Origin of the sequence: Maribacter aquimarinus (genome assembly GCF_047345505.1) — a bacterium.
Classification (GTDB): domain Bacteria; phylum Bacteroidota; class Bacteroidia; order Flavobacteriales; family Flavobacteriaceae; genus Maribacter.
On record NZ_JBLFEO010000001.1, the window covers coordinates 256,312 to 277,617 of the forward strand.

The 21,306-nt window shown below is 51.0% G+C and carries 9 protein-coding genes; 5 read left to right on the plus strand and 4 right to left on the minus strand.

Going from position 1 to position 21,306, the window contains the following annotated elements; translation table 11 throughout:
* Positions 1 to 58 precede the first annotated feature (58 nt).
* Together purL and ACKWCC_RS01130 are read left to right on the plus strand one after the other, a co-directional pair.
* A complete protein-coding gene (purL, locus tag ACKWCC_RS01125) occupies positions 59 to 3,799 on the plus strand; it encodes a phosphoribosylformylglycinamidine synthase (protein WP_413994045.1) in 3,741 nt (1,246 codons plus the stop codon).
* The gene (locus ACKWCC_RS01130; RefSeq protein WP_413994046.1) at positions 3,796 to 7,554 is read left to right on the plus strand and encodes an SNF2-related protein; all 3,759 of its coding nucleotides are present in this window, start codon (positions 3,796 to 3,798) and stop codon (positions 7,552 to 7,554) included. The genes purL and ACKWCC_RS01130 overlap by 4 nt, the downstream gene beginning before the upstream one ends.
* A 47-nt stretch (positions 7,555 to 7,601) precedes the next feature.
* Here the strand turns inward: ACKWCC_RS01130 and ACKWCC_RS01135 are convergent, their stop codons facing one another.
* The 4 genes from ACKWCC_RS01135 to pflB all read right to left on the minus strand — a co-directional run bounded on the left by ACKWCC_RS01135 (position 7,602) and on the right by pflB (position 14,040).
* A complete protein-coding gene (locus ACKWCC_RS01135; protein WP_413994047.1) occupies positions 7,602 to 8,858 on the minus strand; it encodes an L-lactate MFS transporter in 1,257 nt (418 codons plus the stop codon).
* 465 nt (positions 8,859 to 9,323) lie between these two features.
* Positions 9,324 to 10,826: a DUF3360 family protein gene (locus ACKWCC_RS01140; protein ID WP_413994048.1), complete on the minus strand. Its 1,503-nt coding sequence runs from the start codon at positions 10,824 to 10,826 to the stop codon at positions 9,324 to 9,326.
* 159 nt (positions 10,827 to 10,985) lie between these two features.
* Positions 10,986 to 11,744: a pyruvate formate-lyase-activating protein gene (gene pflA, locus ACKWCC_RS01145; RefSeq protein ID WP_413994049.1), complete on the minus strand. Its 759-nt coding sequence runs from the start codon at positions 11,742 to 11,744 to the stop codon at positions 10,986 to 10,988.
* A gap of 70 nt (positions 11,745 to 11,814) precedes the next feature.
* Positions 11,815 to 14,040 (minus strand): formate C-acetyltransferase, encoded by a 2,226-nt coding sequence (gene pflB / locus ACKWCC_RS01150; RefSeq protein WP_413994050.1) that lies wholly within the window; start codon positions 14,038 to 14,040, stop codon positions 11,815 to 11,817.
* A gap of 790 nt (positions 14,041 to 14,830) precedes the next feature.
* Between pflB and ACKWCC_RS01155 the strand changes: the two genes are divergently transcribed.
* The 3 genes from ACKWCC_RS01155 to ACKWCC_RS01165 all read left to right on the plus strand — a co-directional run bounded on the left by ACKWCC_RS01155 (position 14,831) and on the right by ACKWCC_RS01165 (position 21,149).
* Complete coding sequence (locus ACKWCC_RS01155) at positions 14,831 to 16,453, plus strand: beta-N-acetylhexosaminidase (protein WP_413994051.1); 1,623 nt, start codon at positions 14,831 to 14,833, stop codon at positions 16,451 to 16,453.
* Positions 16,454 to 16,664: 211 nt separating this feature from the next.
* On the plus strand, positions 16,665 to 19,157 hold the full coding sequence (locus tag ACKWCC_RS01160; RefSeq protein ID WP_413994052.1) for an MG2 domain-containing protein: 2,493 nt from the start codon (positions 16,665 to 16,667) through the stop codon (positions 19,155 to 19,157).
* Positions 19,158 to 19,379: 222 nt separating this feature from the next.
* The gene (locus ACKWCC_RS01165) at positions 19,380 to 21,149 is read left to right on the plus strand and encodes an AMP-dependent synthetase/ligase (protein ID WP_413994053.1); all 1,770 of its coding nucleotides are present in this window, start codon (positions 19,380 to 19,382) and stop codon (positions 21,147 to 21,149) included.
* The last annotated feature ends 157 nt before the right edge of the window (positions 21,150 to 21,306 follow it).

The following is a 21,306-nucleotide window of genomic DNA, read 5'->3' on the forward strand; positions in this document are numbered from 1 at the left end:
ACCACTTCATTTTAAATCGTAATTTTGCCGCTGTTATCCTCAAAAAGAACGCGCCGTTATGATTTACTTTTTTGGAAGTGCCAAGAACAAGGTTTATGCCGTTGAAACCACCGCAGAGCTCTTGCCCGCGGACCAGGAGAAAATGGTCTGGCTCTTTGGCAACCGTGCCCTTATGAACTCGGCGTCCGTGGACGCCTTTTTTGTTGGCCCAAGGGCCGCCATGGTCACCCCCTGGAGCACCAATGCCACGGAGATCGCGCAGAACATGGGCATTTCGGGCATACGTAGAATTGAGGAATTCAATGCCGTAGCCTCAAATTTTGGGGACTATGACCCCATGCTCTTTCAAAAATACCAAGGGCTGGACCAAGATATCTTTAAGGTGGATGCGGAGCCCAAACCCATTTTGGACATAGACGATATTGCGGCCTACAACCAAGAAGAAGGCCTTGCCCTGAGCGACGAGGAAGTAAATTACCTAAACGGCCTGAGCGATAAAATGGGCCGAAAGCTCACGGATTCCGAGGTCTTCGGCTTCAGCCAAGTGAACTCAGAACATTGTAGGCACAAGATCTTCAACGGAACCTTTGTCATCGATGGGCAGGAAATGCCCACTTCCCTATTTCAGCTCATAAAGAAAACATCCAAGGAAAACCCCAATACCATCGTATCGGCCTATAAGGACAATGTGGCCTTTATCAAGGGGCCAAAAGTGGTCCAGTTTGCCCCGAAAAGGGCAGATGTTCCTGATTTTTATAGAGAGGAGAGCTTTGACTCCGTCATTTCCCTCAAGGCCGAGACCCATAACTTCCCTACCACCGTAGAGCCCTTTAACGGGGCTGCCACCGGTTCCGGTGGCGAGATACGGGACCGCTTGGCGGGAGGGAAAGGCTCCCTTCCCTTGGCGGGCACGGCCGTGTACATGACCGCCCTGTCCCGTTTGGAAGAAGACCGGCCCTGGGAAAAGGGAATGCCCGCCCGCCCCTGGCTGTACCAAACCCCAATGGACATCTTGATCAAGGCCTCCAATGGCGCATCGGATTTTGGCAACAAATTTGGGCAGCCCCTCATTGCGGGCTCCGTGCTCACCTTTGAACACGATGAGGCCTCCGCTCCCTTTGGAGCAGGGCCAAAAACAGATGGAGGCACCAAAAAAGAAGGGAAGCCCTCCCGAAGACTGGGTTATGACAAAGTGATCATGCAGGCCGGGGGCATTGGCTACGGCAAAGCGGCACAGGCCTTGAAGGACACCCCTGAAAAGGGAGACAACATTGTGATTCTGGGCGGGGACAATTACCGCATTGGCATGGGCGGGGCCGCCGTTTCCAGTGCGGACACGGGCGAGTTCAGTTCGGCCATTGAACTCAATGCGGTACAGCGGTCCAACCCCGAAATGCAAAAACGGGCCGCCAATGCCATCAGGGGCATGGTGGAAAATGAGGAAAACCCCATTGTATCCATCCATGACCACGGTGCCGGCGGACATTTGAACTGCCTTTCCGAGCTCGTGGAAGACACTGGGGGCAACATTGACCTGGACCGTCTTCCGGTGGGCGATGCCACGCTTTCGGCCAAGGAGATCATTGGAAATGAGTCCCAAGAACGCATGGGCCTTGTCATTGCAAAGGACCGGACCCCCCTTTTAAAGCGCATCGCGGACAGGGAAAGGGCGCCCATGTACGAGGTGGGCGAGGTGACCGGGGACGACCGTTTCACCTTTGCATCCGCCACCACCGGGCAAAAGCCGATGGATGTGCACCTGACGGACATCTTTGGCAGTTCGCCCAAAACCGTGCTCACGGACCGCAGCGTGGCCAGGGACTACCCCGCGCCACAATACGAGCTGGCCTCGTTTCACGAGTATCTTGAACAGGTACTGCAACTGGAAGCAGTGGCCTGCAAGGATTGGCTCACCAATAAGGTGGACCGCTGCGTGGGCGGGCGCGTGGCCAAACAGCAATGTGCCGGCCCGCTGCAACTGCCCTTGAACAATGTGGGCGTGATGGCGCTGGATTTTAAGGGAAAGGAGGGGATCGCCACCAGTTTGGGCCACTCCCCCATCTCGGGATTGATCGACCCCAGGGCAGGCAGCAAAAACAGTATTGCCGAAGCCTTGACCAATATCATCTGGGCACCGCTGCAAGACGGTCTGCGCTCCGTATCCTTGAGTGCCAATTGGATGTGGCCCTGCAAAAACGAAGGGGAAGACGCCCGCCTCTATCAGGCCGTGAAGGCCGTATCCGATTTCTCCATTGCCCTGGGGATCAACGTTCCCACCGGAAAGGATTCCCTCTCCATGAAGCAAAAATACGGAGACGGGGAGGTCATTGCCCCGGGAACGGTGGTCATTTCGGCCGCCGCGCACTGCAAGGACATCACACAAGTGGTGGAGCCCGTTCTGCAAAAAGGCGCCCACGGGGCCCTGTACTACATCAACCTATCAAAAGATGCCTTTAAATTGGGCGGCTCTTCCTTTGTGCAAACCAGAAATGCCATTGGGGACGAAGCGCCCAGCATACAGGATGATGCCTATTTTAAAAACGTGTTCAACACCATTCAAGAACTGGTGGCAAACGGCAAGATCTTGGCTGGGCATGACGTGGCCTCGGGCGGTCTCATTACCACCTTGCTGGAACTTTGCTTTGCAGACAATGACCTGGGCGCCTCCCTGGATTTGAGCGCCCTGGGCGAAACGGACACCATAAAGCTGTTGTTTGCCGAAAATGCGGGCATTGTCTTCCAGGCCAAGGACGCCACCGTGGAACCCATTATGACCAGGGCGGGAATAGACTTTAAGAACATAGGAACCGCAACGGACAGCGGGGAACTCCAAATTAGAAACGGTGGCATGGAAATGGGCCTCAACGTGGCCTCCCTGCGCGACACCTGGTACAAGACCTCCTATTTGTTGGATGACCGGCAGACCGCCAACGGACTGGCCAGGGAACGTTTTGATAATTACAAGGTTCAAAAGCTGCGCTATGGCTTCCCTGCGGATTTCAATGGAAAAAAACCCGAGGTGCCGGCTTTTAACAAGCGTCCAAAGGCAGCCATTTTAAGGGAAAAAGGCAGCAATTCCGAGCGCGAGATGGCCAATGCCATGTATTTGGCCGGTTTTGATGTAAAGGATGTGCACATGACCGATATCATCTCTGGAAGGGAAACCTTGGAAGACATCCAATTTTTGGGTGCCGTGGGCGGCTTCAGCAATTCCGATGTATTGGGAAGCGCCAAGGGCTGGGCGGGCGCCATAAAGTACAACGCCAGGGCCAACAAGGTGATCCACGACTTTTTTGCCCGGAAAGATACCCTCTCCGTGGGCATCTGCAACGGCTGCCAGCTGTTCATGGAGTTGGAACTGTTGTATCCAGAACACCGCAACCACGGGAAAATGACCTACAATGACTCCCAAAAGCATGAAAGCGGCTTTACCTCGGTAACCATTGAAAAGAACCATTCTGTCATGCTTTCCAGTTTGGAGGGCAGCACCCTGGGCGTGTGGATCTCCCACGGGGAAGGCAAATTTTCCCTGCCCATGGAAGAAGGGCAGTATAACATTGTGGCCAAATATGGCTATGGCACCTACCCTGCCAACCCCAACGGTAGCGATTTCAATACGGCCATGCTCTGCGATAAGAGCGGGCGCCACTTGGTTGCCATGCCCCACTTGGAGCGCTCCATTTTCCCTTGGAACTGGGCCCACTACCCGGCCAATAGAAAAGATGCCGTATCTCCTTGGCTACAGGCATTTGTGAACGCTAGGGAGTGGTTGGAAAAAGCAAATGATAGAAAAAAATGAAATTTAAGAACCAACGCCTAAAAGACTATATATTTGGAAACACCACGGCTGGTGTTCGCGGAAGGGCCAAGAGTGTTGCAGTAAAGAACCTCCAGTTTGCCACAGACCACAGCTCTGCCTCGGCCAAGGTAAGGGGAAGCACGGGAACTTCCTATACCGTAACTTTTTACGGGCTTCAATATGGTTTGTTGAGCAGTTCTTGCACCTGCCCGTTCGACTATGGCAACGTATGCAAACACGAGGTGGCGGTTGCCCAAATGGTGGATGACCATATGGACCTCCCGGCACGTGGACTATCAGCAATCGTCCAAAAAAAGAAATCGACGAAAAAAAAGCAGGAAGCACCCAGTAGCTTGGACCTTCCCTTTACCTCTACCAAAGATATAACAAATTCCTACCTTATAGAGCACTGTTCCCCTACGGTTTACAGGGAATTGACGTATTACAGTGCAGATGTGGAGGTTAGGGAGACCAATGACAACAGTGCCCTCTTTATAGTACTGCCCTACTACGGAAGAATAGATTACGCCGCCGTTCAATTGAAAAAAAAGGATGGGGACACCCTTAATGTACGTTGCAGCTGCAAAAAGAGTTTTTCCAAACTCTGCATTCACCAAGCCGTGATTCTGGACTATATCTCTGAAAACCTGCCCCATCTTTTCATGGACAAACGTGAATTGGATCGGCAAAAAGATGAATTATTGGCAGCATACGGCTTTAGCATCAAGGACAGTGCCCACAAAACCTATTTCGATTTTGACCATGTGCACGGCAAACTGGTGGCTATTCCAAAAAAAGGTGTGGTGAGACTGAGCAAGTACAAGGACTATGAACCATTGTGCCAGGCACTTTTTACAGAAGAAAGTTCCATTGTGAACACGCTGCCCTTCATTAAAAAAAAAACAAAGGACAAAAAGCGTACCTTGGCCGTTGGCCTTGCCCTGATGGACGGTTTCAGGGAAGACGCGCCATCGGTCATCTCAGTACCCTTGAAAGGCAATCTAAAACGGGACGGGAGCACTTTGGTCTCCAAGATAGCAGAACTGGATGCCGGTGAACTCCTTAACAACGAGGAGGGCTTCACCGACAACGAAATGACCATTCTCAAAAAAGCCCTGGCCTTCTCTTCCAACACCTTGTATGACCTGGGCTGGCATAGCAATGATCTTGCCAACGTAAACCACTATATCCTTACTCAATTGCAACAGTTGCTCCCCCATTTGGGAGATACTTTGGTGTTGGGCGTTGAACTGTACGACCAGGTTCAGAAAAAAGACCTCTACCCCATTGCAGTGTCCCCGAAAAGTGCAGAACTCTCTTTTGCGGTAGAAGAAGAAAAGGATTTTTATGTGCTAAGGACCTATATTTCATTTGGAGGAAAAAAAAGGAGTCAGTTGTCGGCAGACATTGGCCAGAATTTTCTTTTTAGCAGAAATGCCGGGGTTTGGCACCTGAACAAGAGCATGCATTTCTGCAAGACCTTGGCTGCCTTTAGGAACAACCCTGAGATACGCATTAAAAAAGATGACTTTGAGGGCTACTATCAAAACTTTATCGTTCCGCTATCCAAAAAGTACCAAGTGGAAGTGGCCCACAGAAAAAACGAGAAGTTACAGCAGATAAATGTGGCCCTTGTAAAAAAACAAATCTACCTGTCAGTGGTGGAAGACCACGTTGTATTTAGGCCGATGATAGATCATTCCGGAACCACTTTTGCCCCGGGCAGACCTCAGGAGATCCTCACTGTTAATGGAGACGAAACCTTCACCCTTTCACGGAACGGGGATTTTGAAACAACGTTTTTGAACGAAATACAGAACTTGCATCCCTCCTTCGAGTATCAACAAGAGAACATCTTTTATCTTAATACCCAAGATTTTGTAAAGGACACCTGGTTTCTTTCCGCTTTTGAAAATCTTAGGGAAAAGGACATTGAGGTTTTTGGACACAACAATCTTAAACACCTAAAATACAACCTCCACCCTCCCAGCATCCAAATGTCGGTGAATTCCGGGATGGACTGGTTCGATGTAAGTCTCTCCGTGGCCTTTGGGGACCAAAACGTAAGCCTTGCCAATTTAAAAAAGGCCGTAGTGGCCAAAAATCGCTATGTTCCCTTGGATGATGGCACTCTTGGCATTCTGCCCGAAGACTGGGTGCAAAAGTATGCCCATCTTTTCCGATCGGGAAGCATAAAGAAAGATCGTATCACGGTGTCCAAATATCAATTGTCCGTGATAGACAGCCTGTACGATGACCTTGACCTGGAATCCGAGATGGTGCAAGAGCACTTGGTGTTGAAAGAAAAGCTACGTTCTTTTTCCTCCATCGAAAAAGTCAAGACCCCGAAAGGAATCAAGGCAGTGCTCAGGGACTATCAAAAAGAAGGCCTCAATTGGCTCAACTTTTTGGATGAATACGGTTTTGGCGGATGTCTGGCAGACGATATGGGCCTGGGAAAAACGTTGCAGGTCATCACATTTTTGGAGTACCTCAAGACCACTAGAAAACCGGATAAACCCCATCTGATCGTTGTTCCCACTTCATTGATATTCAATTGGTCCGAGGAAGTAAAAAAATTCTGCCCAGGTTTAAAATTACTGAATCTCACGGGTGCGGAGCGCAGTCAGCATAAGGAAAATCTTGGTGACCATGACGGCATCCTCACCACTTATGGCACCTTGTTGCGCGATATTGATGGGCTAAAGGACACTTTGTTTGAGTATGTCATTCTAGATGAATCACAAGCCATAAAAAACCCCAACTCCAAACGCTACAAAGCCGTGCGCATGCTACAGGCCAAAAATCGTCTGGTGCTAACGGGCACCCCGATTGAAAACAACACCTTTGACCTGTATGCCCAAATGACCTTTATAAATCCCGGTCTTTTGGGCACTTTGGCCAACTTTAAAAAAGAGTACGCCACGCCCATTGACAAGGACAAAGATGCCGATATTGCCAATGAACTGAGGCGATTGATAGCCCCCTTTCTATTGCGGCGAACAAAAGAACAAGTGGCCAAGGAACTGCCGGACAAAACAGAACAAGTACTGTACTGCACCATGGGCAAAGCACAACAAAAAGTATATGATGCGTACCGCAACAAATATCGGGACTACCTGATGGGAAAGATTGAAAAGGACGGACTGGGGAAATCAAAATTATATGTCCTGGAGGGCCTTACCAAACTCAGGCAAATCTGCGATGCCCCGATACTGTTGGGCGATGAGGAGGGGTACAGCGAAGAATCCATCAAAATAGACACCCTTATGGAGCAGGTGATGGAAAAGACCGGTGAGCACAAAATATTGGTTTTCTCCCAGTTTGTGTCCATGCTGCAACTTATAAAGGCCCGGCTGAAAAAAGAAGGTGTTGTTTTTGAATATCTAGACGGCCGTACCAAAAACAGACAGCAAAGGGTGGACAATTTCCAAAACAACACTGATGTCCGGGTATTCCTGATCAGTCTAAAAGCGGGGGGAACAGGTCTGAACCTGACCGCGGCAGACTATGTCTTCTTGGTGGACCCTTGGTGGAACCCCGCAGTGGAGGCCCAAGCCATAGACCGTTGTTATAGGATAGGCCAAGAAAAAAAGGTCATGGCGTACAAAATGATATGCAAAAACACCATAGAAGAAAAAATCGTGAGCCTCCAAATGGCCAAAAAACAGCTGTCCGCGGACATTGTACAGACCGATGAAAGTTTTGTGAAAAGCCTTTCCAAGGAACGGATTGCCCAGCTTTTTGGCGAATGAAACAGGAATGTTTGCCCTACAAAGGCTTTTTCCACTTTGATGATGCCCTAACTTTTGTCCCGCTGTCGCTCCCTTTCCTTGGTCATGCTCCGTTTTAGCACTAAGGACAGCAGCAGGGCCAGGACAAAACAACCGGAGAATACGCTCAGGGTAAATTCCAAGGAGCCGGTACGGGACAACAGTTGGTCATAGACCGTGGGGCCCACCACGCCGGCAATGGCCTTGGCCGTGAGGAGGTAACCCAGCAGGGTGCCCACGGAATCGTTGCCGAACAGATCGCTCAGAAAGGAAGGAAGAAGGGCAAAACCTCCCCCGAACATGCTAATGGTCACAAACAGCAGGGAAAGAAAAACCACCTCGGCCTGTACCCTTGGCATAAAGTAAAACACCAGTACTTGCACCAGAAAAAAGAGCACGTACATATTGGCCCTTCCCCAGAAATCGGACAAACCGGACCAAACCAGTCGCCCCAGGCCGTTAAAGATGCCCATGACCCCAACCATGCCCGCCGCCATCATGGGGGTATATCCCAGTTTCTCCTGCATCAAAGGGCTGGCGGCCGAAATCAGGGAAATGCCACAGGCAATGTTAATGAACATCATGGACCAAGCCAGATAGAACCGCTTACTGCCCAGGGCCTGTCTTGGGGTAAGTTCCTCCAAGGGTTGTACCACCTTGCTTTTTTTCTCCTCGGAATATCCCTTGGGCACATAATTGGCCGGAGGCGGGGCCAGATAGAGGGAAGAAACCACGACTATAAACGTATAGGCCACTCCCAGCACATAGAACGCATGGGCAATGCCCAGACCCTCAAACAAACGCTGCATCACGGGGCCGAACAAAAGGGCCGAAAAGCCAAAGGCCATGATCACAATGCCCGTGGCCAGTCCCTTTTTGTCCGGGAACCATTTTACCAAAGTGGCAATGGGCGTTATATAGGCAATGCCCAGCCCTATGCCACAGATACCGCCATAGGCCACAAAAAAGCCCCACAAAGCCTCCGTGGCCACGGCCAGGCCGGAAAGCAGGAATCCCGCCCCATAGAACAGGCCTCCCACCATGCCGGCAGTGCGCGGGCCAACCCGCTGTACCCAAGGCCCCATAAAGGCCGCTGAAAAGCCCATGAACAATATGGTGATCTTAAAGGCCCATTTAAGCTCGTCATTGGCCACACCAAAAACGTCCTTAACGGGATTGGTCATGACCGAATACGCATAAACGGAGCCTATGGAAATATGGATGCCCACTGCGGCGGCCACCATGAGCCATCTATTTTTAAGTGATTTCCGGGTCGTCTTGTCCATTATGCCAAAGCTTGGTTAGATTGATTTTAAAAAATGGTTCTACCATTACATTTGTGGGTAAAAAACGCTTGATTCACAACTTGACTTAGGACTACAAGACGCAACACATAGCATTTTATATTTGTAGCTCCATAAATTATAGCCAATTACTTTACGGGTGTTTGTTATCGGACATATTTTTGCTCCTACGTCCTAGCGTCCTACCTCTGGCCACTACCATTTTCTTTTCCACAACATTCGTGGAAGAACCAAAAAATCTTTTGCGTCTTCGGCAGGCTCTGGGCAGAGCACCATTGCTTTCAACCGTCCAAGAGCATCCTTGCGCCAAGGGCTTTTGTAAAGGCACGTTTGCCCGCCCTTGCGTGTGCCGATGTTGTTCCACTGGGCACATTTCCATTTGCAGCCGCATTGGGCGTTGCCCGGCCGCAGTATGGTTTTCTGGAAAGCCCCTGCCAAGAAACGGACCTACAGCAGCGACTGAATGCCATAACTGCCCTTGAACATGCCCACTGCCAAAATTGCGGCCAGACAGACGCCCACAATACCAATGGGAATGACCAGGCGGTCCAGTTTGGAAAGCTTTCTGGCCCGCTCCTTGTCCCCGATCAGCCCGTTGTTGTCCAGGAACATGGCAAAGGCCCAGGCCAGTACGGGATTGGTGACCATGGCCATAAAGATACAGACCCCGGCGGCCTGTGCGCAAGCACTTCTCTTCACCATTTGCACCCCTGCCTCTATCATGGGCAAAAACACCCCGACCAATAGGGCAATACATCGTACGGGAGGCCATACGGCAATGTCCATTGGGCTGCCAACAATGGCCACTCCCATGACCAACAGTCCCAATAGGATGGCACCAGCGGGAATGGGCCTTTTGGCAATGGCCGCGGGGATCATATAGGTTCCCCAAGAAGAGGTGATGTTACCGCCGCCAACCGCCGTGCCCACCATTTGCCGAAAGGAGCACATGGTCATGGTGTCATCCACATCCATTAAGACCCTTTCTGATTTTTTGGGATAGTTCATCTCTTGAAAAATGCGATGGCCCAAAAAATCCGGAGACCACATGGCCACTGCCAAAATAGCGAAGGGAAGGGATGCGATGAAATGTTGGGCATTGGGCAGCCCCAGCATCCACCCCTGATCGGTGCTGCCCCACCAATAGACGGGGTTTAAATTGGGGAGCCCCATTTCCGTGGTAAACTGAAGATCAAACCCGGCCCCACCCAACAGGGCAATGGCCAAGGCCACCAAGGCACAGATGGGTATGGCCAGCCACCGCTTGTCCAATCGGGCCAAAACACTGTACAAGAGTACCGTGACCACTAAGATGACCAGGCCCAGATACCCCATGAATCCGGCCGTGTCGGTGCTGGTCTTGAGCCCCATGCTCCAGGTCTGAATGGTCTTTATCTGGCCCATGCCCCCGGTAAAGCCCAAAAAGATCAACAAGCCACCGGCCACACCTTTACTGGTAAGGTCCACCAAGCGAGAGCCTCCTTTCAGTACGCTGAGCAAAAGTCCAAAAACCCCGATCAGCAGGGCTAGGGCCAAGGGGTGCGCACCGGCAAGGGCTATACTGGCGATCAGGGGTATCATGGGGCCGTGGTTACCGGCCAGGTTGGCCCTTGGGTTAAAAAAGCCCGATGCCAAAATCACGAACAACAGGGCCGGTATCAACATTTCCACCCGAGAGACCTCAATGGCAAATTCCTTGCCCAGGGTAACGCCTTCGTGCGCTTCCGTAAGGCCTATGGCCCAGGCCATCATCACGGAAGAATACATGGCAATGATGCCAATGGTACCCGCAAGGGCGGGCACAAGATCTTCCCATTCAAACCTAAAATCGCGGCCGGGCAGGTTCAATTTCCAGCGCCTGGGGCGCATGATCTGCAATTCGTGGTCCAGATAGGCTGATCGGTTCTTGAAATCGGATGCCGGTCTGTGTTGTTCTTTGTAGCTTTTCATTGGCGTTGCTGCCGTCCCAAGACGGCGAGCCTGGTTTTTCAAAAAAGGCACCTAACCGCGATGGTGGGGTCTGGCAATAGGTGCCCGTTTTAGTGGTTTTTGGTTATTGGTTATGTAGCAGGGGCCCACCTGGCCTCGACATAAAAAAAACGCGACGTTTCAATTTACGCTCACCTGTTTAAAATAAGGCTCCAAAATGGCCTTGGCCTCCTGGATCTCTGCCGGGGTGTTCTCCCGGGCATCCGCCAGGGGATATTTCCAGCCCAGCGCCTCCCATTTGTGCACCCCCAATTTATGGTAAGGCTGCAGTTCCAGTTTCTCAATGGTTTTATAATCTTTGAAATATGTTCCCATTTTATGGAGCAGTTCAGGATGATTGGTCATTCCAGGGATGAGCACATAGCGCAGCCACATGGCCTTTCCGGACCGCTCCCTGTGCTTGGCCAGGGTAAAGGTGGTCTTCTTGTTCCGCATCCCAGTGATCTGTTGGTACCCGGCTTCGGTCATGTGCTTTATGTCCAACAACACCAAATCGGTATAATCATCCAAGAGCGTCTGGGCAAAGTGGTTCAGAAGACGTCCGTTGGTATCCAGTGCGGTATGGATACCCGCATCCTTCAGCTTTTTGAAAAAGGGCACCAGGGCCTTGGCCTGTAACAGCGGCTCCCCACCGGACACGGTAACACCGCCCGTTTTACCAAAGTAGGGCTTCATCTTTACCGCCTTTTCCACCAGCTCGCTTACCTTATATGCCGTTCCGCCTTCCATGGGTATGGTATCTGGATTGTGGCAGTACACACATTTTAACTTACATCCCTGCAAAAACAGGACCCAGCGCAAACCGGGGCCGTCATGGGCACCAAAAGATTCTATGGAATGGACATGGAGCGTGGGCTCTGAAGTAGTGCTATTGGTCATGGTGATGGGTACATAAAATGGCACCTGCCGGACTTCCCCCAAAATCCAAGCAGATGCCGCTTATGGGCAACTACAGCGTTTCGTGAAACGAACGTGTAATCACCTCTTGCTGTTGTTCCCTGGAAAGCCTGGTGAAATTAACGGCGTAACCGGAAACCCGAATGGTAAGCTGCGGATAGTTTTCTGGATGCTCCATGGCATCGAGCAAGGTTTCCTTGTCCAAGGCATTGATGTTTACGTGCTGTGCGCCCTTGGAAAAATATCCGTCCAAGATGGTGGCCAGGTTCTCCACCCGAGTTTCCATATCGGAGCCCAGGGATTTGGGCACAATGGAAAAGGTATTGGAAATGCCGTCCTGGGCATCCTCATAATCTATCTTTGCCACTGAGTTCAGGGAGGCAATGGCCCCTTCCGAATCCCTGCCGTGCATGGGGTTGGCCCCCGGTGCAAACGGAATTCCCATGGCCCTGCCATCTGGTGTGGCCCCTGTTTTCTTGCCGTACACCACGTTGGAGGTAATGGTGAGCACGGAAAGTGTGGGCCTGGCGTTCTTGTACACGGGCAGCTCCTGTAACGCTTGGTTAAAATCTGCCACGGACTGTGCCGCCAGGGCATCTACCCGGTCATCATCATTTCCGTACTTTGGAAATTCGCCCTCAATTTTAAAGTCCACCGTAAGTCCCTCTTCATTTCTTATGGGCATTACCTTGGCAAATTTTATGGCTGAAAGGGAATCGGCCAGAATGGACAGACCTGCCATCCCATAGGCAATGTCAATGCTGGGATTGGTATCGATCAAGGCCATTTGGGCTTTCTCATAATAATACTTGTCATGCATGTAGTGGATAATGTTCATGGTGTCATTGTACACCCTGGCCACCTCTTTCATAGCCAGTTTGTAATTGGCCATGACCTCCTCAAAATCCAAATAGGTTCCTTTTATTTTGGGTATGCCCTCCACCACGGTTTTGCCCGTGATCTCGCAACGGCCCTCGTTCAAGGCCAACAATAGGGTTTTGGCCAAGTTGGTACGTGCCCCAAAGAACTGTATGGATTTGCCCAGGTCTTGGTGGGAGACACAGCAGGCAATCCCGTAATCGTCCGATCGGCGGCTTTTGCGCATCAGGGTGTCGTTCTCAAATTGCAGCGAGGAGGTATCAATGGCCACCTTGGCACAGAATTCCTTGAAATGCTGTGGAAGGTCATGGGACCATAAGACCGTCATGTTGGGCTCGGGAGAGGGCCCCAGGTTGTACAAGGTGTTCAAAAAGCGGAAAGAGGTCTTGGTCACCTTGGTCTTTCCGTTATGGAACATTCCCCCTATGGCCTCGGTCACCCAGGTGGGATCGCCGGCAAATATTTCATCGTAGGCCCCCATTCTCAGGTGGCGCACCATACGGAGCTTCATCACAAATTGATCAATGTACTCTTGGGCCTCTTCCTCCGTGATTCGGCCAAGTTCCAAATCTTTCTGAATGTAAATGTCCAAAAAGGTGGAGACATTGCCCAGGGACATGGCCGCACCATCTTGTTCTTTTACCGCGGCGAGGTAGGCCATATAGGTCCACTGCACCGCCTCTTGCGCATTGGCTGCCGGGCGGGCCAGGTCCAAATCGTATTTTTTGCCCAGCACCAACATTTCCCGCAATGCCTTTATTTGATCGGAAACCTCCTCGCGCAAGCGGATGGTGGCATCGGTCATGGGCCCGGTGATCTCGGCAAGGTCCCGCTGTTTGCCCTCAATGAGCTTATCGATCCCATACAGGGCCACCCTTCTATAATCGCCAATGATCCTTCCCCGGGCATAATTGTCGGGCAGGCCGGTTAAGATGCCCAGGGAGCGGTATTTTCTAATTTCTTCATTATACGCGGCAAAAACACCGTCATTGTGTGTTTTTACATATTTGGAGAAAAGGGTCTGGATGTTCTCGCTGGGCTGCAACCCCAGCTCTTCCAAAGCCTTTTGTACCACATTGAACCCACCAAAGGGCTTCATGGTGCGCTTTAGCAGTTCATCGGTCTGCAAACCAACGATCACCTCGTTTTCCTTATCAATATATCCCGCGTCAAAAGCACCGATACTGGAAATGGTCTCTGTGTCCGCACATCTTACCCCATGGTTCTGGCGCTCTTCCAAAAGGGCGGCTTTGCAAATTTCCCATAACTTTTTGGTCCGTTCACTGGGCCCGCAGAGAAAATCTGCCGTTCCGTGGTAGGGCGTGCTGTTTTCCACCACAAAATCCCTTAGGTTTATTTCGTTGAACCGGCTGCTGGAACTTTTTTCTTTTATTTTCATTGGTTTATCAATTACAAGTTAAACTGCTTTGACACGGCAAAGGTAAACCAGGCTTATTTCCCAGAAACTGATAAAAATCATTTAAGCGAATTTTTGATTGATTTTTCGAACAATACTCCCAAAACTGAAAGCATTGCTCTTGGTGTAGGCAGCCAGTCGGGGGTCGGCACCATGGCCAACAACTTTTAATACCAGTTCTCGTTTTAAATGCAGCCATTGAAATTGAATTGTTTTTTTGGACCGTGAAAAAGAAAAAACGGGCAAGGCCCAGCTACGACTTGTTTTTGTTTTGAAGTAGGGCGTAAAAAGAAACCCTTTGTTGGCTTATTTTCAATTGGGAAATGGTATAACAAAGCAAACTGTTCTTTAACCGCATATGGAAGGCCCGGGCAAAATGGGTCATCCCACCGCTATAAAAAAATAGATGGGACCCTAACCCTGAAGAGGTAAAGGACATTCGCGATGCGGGTGCAACCTTAGATAAAAGAAAGCTTTTTGCCATTGAAGCATGGCCATGGCGACGGTTATCGGGAAAAAGTGAGCGAGCGATGGGTTTTGCAGGGATTTGTGACCGTACCATAATTCTTAAGGCATCGCGCGGGTTCAATGGCTGGGCCACCCTTTACAACTGGCACGGGAAACTGCCCTAACGGCAATGTGCCCATGGAAGAAACCCTGTTCCCCAATTTGGTGCGAAAGACCAAGGGGGGGGGTTACCCACAGCTAGAATTTTTCCTATCTTTAAAGTTGTAGCCGATCAAATGTCCGTTTGAAACAACCACTGCCTTCCATGAAAACCTCCGTTGCCTTATTTTCCTTATTGTTTTGCTTTGCCCTTTCCCTAAGGGCACAGGGCCCTGACCCCTACAAGGTACTTGTGGTGCCCCATCCGCTGGAAATGAATTTGAAAACGGGAAGCTTCCCGATCGCCGAAGGTATTGGGGTTCTGGCCGGTGAGGGGGTTGGCCAAGAGGTGGTGAACCACTTTATGCAACTGATAAAGGACAGCACGGGTGTGGCCTTGCGGGCTTCCCGGGATGCCACGGCCAAGATCTTGTTCACACTGCGGCCGGAGCTCCCTCCGGAAGCCTACGAACTGCACATTGCCCCAAAGGAGATGGAGGTCATTGCCAATGATGGTGCCGGATTCTTTTATGCCCTACAGTCCCTACGGCAACTGTTCCAGAAAGAGAAAAAGGCCAACAAAACCCAGTGGCACCTTCCGGCCCTTAGCATAAAGGACAGGCCCCGGTTTGGTTGGCGCGCCTACATGCTGGACGAGGCCCGATACTTTCAGGGAGCAGAAGTGGTGAAGCGACTACTGGACCAAATGGCCCTTTTGAAGATGAACGTGTTCCACTGGCACCTCACCGATGATGCCGGATGGCGGGTGGAGATAAAAAAGTACCCAAAGCTCACGGAAATTGGGGCCCACCGGGCCGATTCTGAGATCGGCACCTGGAAAAGCGGAAAGCTGGCGGGGGTTCCCCACAGTGGATTTTACACTCAAGAAGAAATCAGGGACATTGTGGCATACGCCGCCCAGCGGCATATTACCGTGGTACCGGAATTTGAGATGCCAGGGCACGCCAGTGCGGCCATTGCATCCTATACCTGGTTGGGCAGCGCGGGAAAGGACATTGAGGTGCCCATCTTGTTCGGAAGGCATTATGACAACTATGATGTGACCAAGCCCAGGGTACACCAATACATAAAAGACGTGCTCCAAGAACTTTTTGCCCTCTTTCCCAGTGAGGTGATACACATTGGTGGCGATGAAGTGGGCTACAAAGTTTGGGAAGAAACGCCGCACGTGCAGGACTATATGGAGCAGAATGGCATAAAGAGCCCTGCCGATCTACAAGTGAGGTTCACCAATGAAATATCCAACTACATGGCCAGTAACGGTCGCCGAATGATGGGCTGGAACGAGATCCTGGGCGTTAATGTGCACACGGATTTTGAAGAGAAAAAGAATGACGTGGCGGCCGAGACCGAACTGGCCAAGAATGTGGTGGTCCATTTTTGGAAAGGCGGCCTGGATTTGATGAAACAAGCTGCAAAAAAGGGGTACGGCATTGTAAATTCCTTGCACAGCAGCACGTATTTAGATTATTCGCACACGAACATAAGCTTGGAGAAGGCCTACCACTTTAATCCCATTCCCGAGGGTCTGGAAGCAAAGTACCACCAGAACATCTACGGACTGGGCTGCCAGATGTGGGGTGAGTGGACCCCCACCAGGAAGGAAGTGGAACACCAAACCTTTCCCCGCATTGCCGCCTATGCCGAAGTGGGATGGTCTGCGCCGGCGCAGAAGGACTACGAGCGCTTCAAAAAAGGGCTGGCCAAGCTCCAAGGACACTGGAGGGCCATGGGGATTGGCTACGCAAAGGTTTTGGAGGCGCAGTAAAAAACCGGTCTCCCCATGGAGCGCTGCTCACAAACACCAGACACGGAGCCCGCTCCATTGGCCCTTCAAGGAAGGATCAGTAGCTGGGTAAAAGCAGGAAACCGTGCCCAAAAATCTGTTAAATAAGCCATTGAAACCCATAATTTTAACTTTTTTTAGTTAAATTGTTAACATCCAATGACCCGAAAAATAAGTTAAAACCGAAAAAACAATGAAATCCCTTGTTCGCCACGCCGCCCCTTTGCGCCCTCTTGTGGGTGGTCTTCTCTTTTTTATGGGTCTGCTCACCTTTGTTACGCCCGCAAATCTTCTGGCACAGCGAGCAACGAAATTGGAAGTGAACCAGTTGCCCTTGGAAAAAGTGTACCTGCACTTGGACAAAGCATACTATACCGTGGGGGAAACCCTATGGTTCAAAGCCTATTTGGTGGATGGACGAACCCAAATGCCCGATACGGAGAGCGAGGTGGTGCACGTAAACCTCATAGATCCCGATCAGGAAATTGTGGCCACAAAAGTGTTAAGAATCACCCAAGGAGGTGGCCACAACCATTTTAAGCTCCCGCCCCAGCTAAAAAGTGGGCACTACAACATCAGGGCCTACACCCATTACATGCAAAATTTTGGTCAGCAACTTTTTTTTGAAAAATCAATCTATATAAACGCCTCCAAGCAGGCTGTTTCCCAAGCGCGCAGGCCCACCCCAAAGGAACTTCAAGAAGGGCAGCCGGATGTTCAGTTTTTTCCCGAGGGAGGGCATTTGGTGCAAGGCCTGGTAAATCCCGTGGCCTTTAAAGGTCTGGACGCATCCGGGAAGGGATGGCAAGTGTCCGGAAAGGTATTGGACAACCAGGGCCAAACCGTGACGGATTTCAGTGCCTCCCATTTGGGCATGGGGCTCTTTCACTTCATTCCCGTGAAAAACAAAAGCTACCGGGCCGTGGTGGAACACAACGGAAAGACCTGGGAGTACCCGCTTCCCAGGGCCAAGCCCCAGGGCGTTCTCATGACCACCTCCGATCACGGCAAGCATTACAAAATAGAACTGAGAAGCACATCCGTCCCCATTGAAAATTACCAGCTGCTGGTAAAGCAACGCGGGAACGACGGAATGGAAGTGCCCATAAAACCGATGAAGGGCGAGAAGGCTGCGGTGGTGAAATTGGACAAGGACGTGCTACAAGAGGGAATTGCCCAAATCACCTTGGTAAGCGCAAGTGGCATGCCCTTGGCAGAGCGATTGGTATTCCACCAAGGTCAGGATGTTGTGGAGACGGTTTCCCTGACCTCCCCAAAGGAACTGTACGGCCCCAAGGATAAGGTTCGCTTGGAAGTGTCCCTCCCGGATGGATTTGGGAATCCGGAGGACTTTGCCCATCTGTCCCTCGGGGTGACCCACAGTGCCATGACGCCCTCTTTTACCCAAGCGGTGGACCTCAAGACCTATCTGCTCTTGCATTCCGAACTGCGGGGCGCCATTGAACATCCCGGTTATTATTTCCACTCCCAGGATGTGGACCGGCTAAAAAACCTGGACCTATTGATGCGCACCCAGGGTTGGCGCCAGTATAAACTGTTGGATGCGGTTGCCAAGGGGCAAAAAGGCTATGTGCCCGAAAAGGGCATTGGTATTCGCGGTAAGGTGATCGACCCCTACAAAAAAGACGAATCCGTGGAGGGGAGCGTAAGCCTCACCCTGAACAATTCAGAAGGGATGGTCAAATACACTACCCGCACGGACAATAAAGGGTATTTCAGATTTGAGGATTTGGACCTCCAGGACACCACAGAGCTGCTGATCAACGCCAAAGTGGCCCGCATTAAAAAGGACAAGAAACGGCAGCCCGTTGATATCTATGAAATTGTGCTGGAAGAACCTACGGGGCCAATACGGAAAGGTGGCCACGGAAATACCATTGGCTTGACCGATACCCAAGAGGCCAAGGACCTTAGCAATTTGGCCTTGATGGAAATGGGCAGTGCCATTCAGCTGGAAGAGGTGCAAGTTATGGCTCCTGAAAAAAAGGACGAATGGGAACTTAAAGAGGAATATTACCAGAGCAAAAGAGTGGGGGCACTCTATCGCAATCCATCCCATACCTTGGATTTTGACGACCCCACGATCATTGCCATGCCCAACTTGAATCCGCTCCAAGTCCTTCAAGGTCGGGTGCCCGGGGTTGTCGTACGGGGGGATTATGTATATGTTAGGGGCAACACTTCCCTTGGTAACAATGCCGCCCTTGTTTTAGTGGATGGATTTCCCATAGACCCTCAGGGTTTCTTTTTGCCACCCCAGGAGATTGACTTTATTGACGTGCTCAAAGGGCCGGATACGGGCATCTTTGGTCTTCGTGGTGGCAACGGGGTGGTTGCCATCTACACCAAAACCGGTCTGGCCATCAAGAACAAACCCACAGGAAGGCGCGGTGGCTCACTGACCACGGAACATCCCGGATTTGCCCAGTCAAAAACATTTTACACGCCAAAATACCCCAACGCCGGAACCTCCCATAATACATTAAAGGCCAGCACCACCCTGTACTGGGAGCCCAACATTGGCTTGGACAGTGAGGGCAAGGCCACCATTGCCTTCCCCACCGCGGAGCTGCCCGGTGAATACAGGGTGCGCCTGGAGGGCATAAGCAGTACCGGCGTGCCCCTGAGCACCAGCAAGAGCATCGAAATAAAATCCAGCCTGTAAACCTATTATCAACAATCTGGGCGAAAAAATAAATGAGGGATAGGAACACCGATCGAAACCATGCCCCCTTTATGGAGCGTATACATCCCATACCCTGACCAGATGCACCCCTTAGTGCCCATAAATTGGTAATTTGGGAAATAATTATGCATTAAATTGTCACTTCCGTTTTAGAAATTGGCCTTCTTTCACTATTTTGCTGGGATAAAAAAGTAGAAAGCGATGCAACATGTTACCCGTCTTTTTGATTTCCCGTATTACCAATTGGAACATTTTAACCTGGACAAAGCCCTTGTCACCAAAAGTAATGGGAAATGGGTGGCCACGAGTTCGCGCGAATATATAGACAAGGCCAATGCCCTGAGCCGCGGGCTGATTAGACTGGGGGTAAAGCCCAATGACAAGATCGCCATCATTTCCATGACCAACCGCACGGAGTGGAACATCTGTGACATTGGCATCTTACAAGTGGGGGCGCAAAACGTGCCCATTTACCCCACCATATCCGAAGACGATTATGAGTACGTGCTTAACCACAGCGGGGCCACCCACTGCTTTGTCTCCTGCTCCGAAGTTTTGGAAAAAGTGCTTTCCATTGGAGAGAAACTGAAGCACATCAAGGATGTTTTTTCATTTGATGAGCTGGACAACTGCAAGCACTGGAGCACCGTTCTGGAAAAAGGGGCCGATGAAGGCAACCAACACGAGGTGGAAGACCGGAAAAACGCGGTGAAGCCCGGGGACCTGGCCACCCTGATCTATACCAGCGGGACAACGGGCAAGCCAAAAGGGGTGATGCTATCGCACCACAATATTGTGTCCAATGTCATTTCCAGCAAGCTCCGTGTCCCTTTTGAGGCCGGGGCAACCGCCCTGAGCTTTTTACCGGTGTGCCATATTTTTGAGCGCATGATACTGTACCTGTACCAGTACTGCGGCATCAACATTTACTTTGCCGAGGGCCTGGACAAGATCAGTGACAATTTAAAGGAGGTAAAGCCCAACGTAATGACGGTGGTGCCCAGATTGTTGGAAAAAGTGTACGATTCCATCATTGCCAAAGGGGCGGCCCTTGGCGGCATAAAGAAAAACCTCTTTTTCTGGGCCGTGAACCTGGGGCTTAAATTTGAACCCTACGGGCAGAACGGCTGGTGGTACGAGAAACAACTGGGGCTTGCCCGCAAACTGATCTTTAGCAAGTGGAAAGAGGGCCTTGGCGGAAACCTGGACACCATGGTCTCCGGAAGTGCCGCCCTGCAACCCCGATTGGGACGTATCTTTGGGGCAGCGGACATTCCCGTTATGGAAGGCTACGGGCTTACCGAAACCTCTCCCGTGATCTCCGTGAACCAAGTGGACGGAAAAGGGTGGCGCATAGGTACCGTGGGGCGCATCATTGAAGATGTGGAAGTGAAGATTGCCAGCGATGGCGAAATTCTCTGCAAGGGCCCCAATGTCATGATGGGCTACTACAAAGACCCTGAAAAAACGGCCGAAGTCTTAAAGGACGGTTATTTCCACACTGGAGACATTGGGGAGATAGACTCGGACGGCTTTTTGAAAATCACCGATAGAAAAAAGGAAATGTTCAAGACCTCCGGAGGCAAGTACGTTGCCCCGCAACTGTTGGAGAACCGCTTTAAGCAATCGCGCTTCATAGAACAGATCATGGTGGTGGGAGAAGGCGAGAAAATGCCCGCGGCCCTGATACAGCCCAATTTTGAATTTTTGTACGAATGGGCCAAGCGCCACGAGGTTACCCTGAGTGAAAATTCTGATATTGTCCTGAACCCTAAAGTAATAGAGCGCATTCAGGAAGAAGTGGACGCCGCCAATGCAGATTTTGCCAAATGGGAGAAAGTGAAACAATTTAGGCTCACGCCAGATGTGTGGACCATTGACGATGGCCACCTTACCCCCACCATGAAATTGCGCCGTAAGATCGTAAAGGAAAAATACATGCACCTTTACAATGACATCTATGGCCACTGAGCCAACCCGTTAAAATAATGGCGTCGCGGCAAAAACGCCAAGATTCCAAGGCTTTGGCAGCACTTGGGCCACCCGCCTTGGCCCTGACCCTCCCAAGAACGCACTGCCCAGATATTCCCGGATAAGGCGTGTGCCCCTCCAATGGTACGGTATCTTG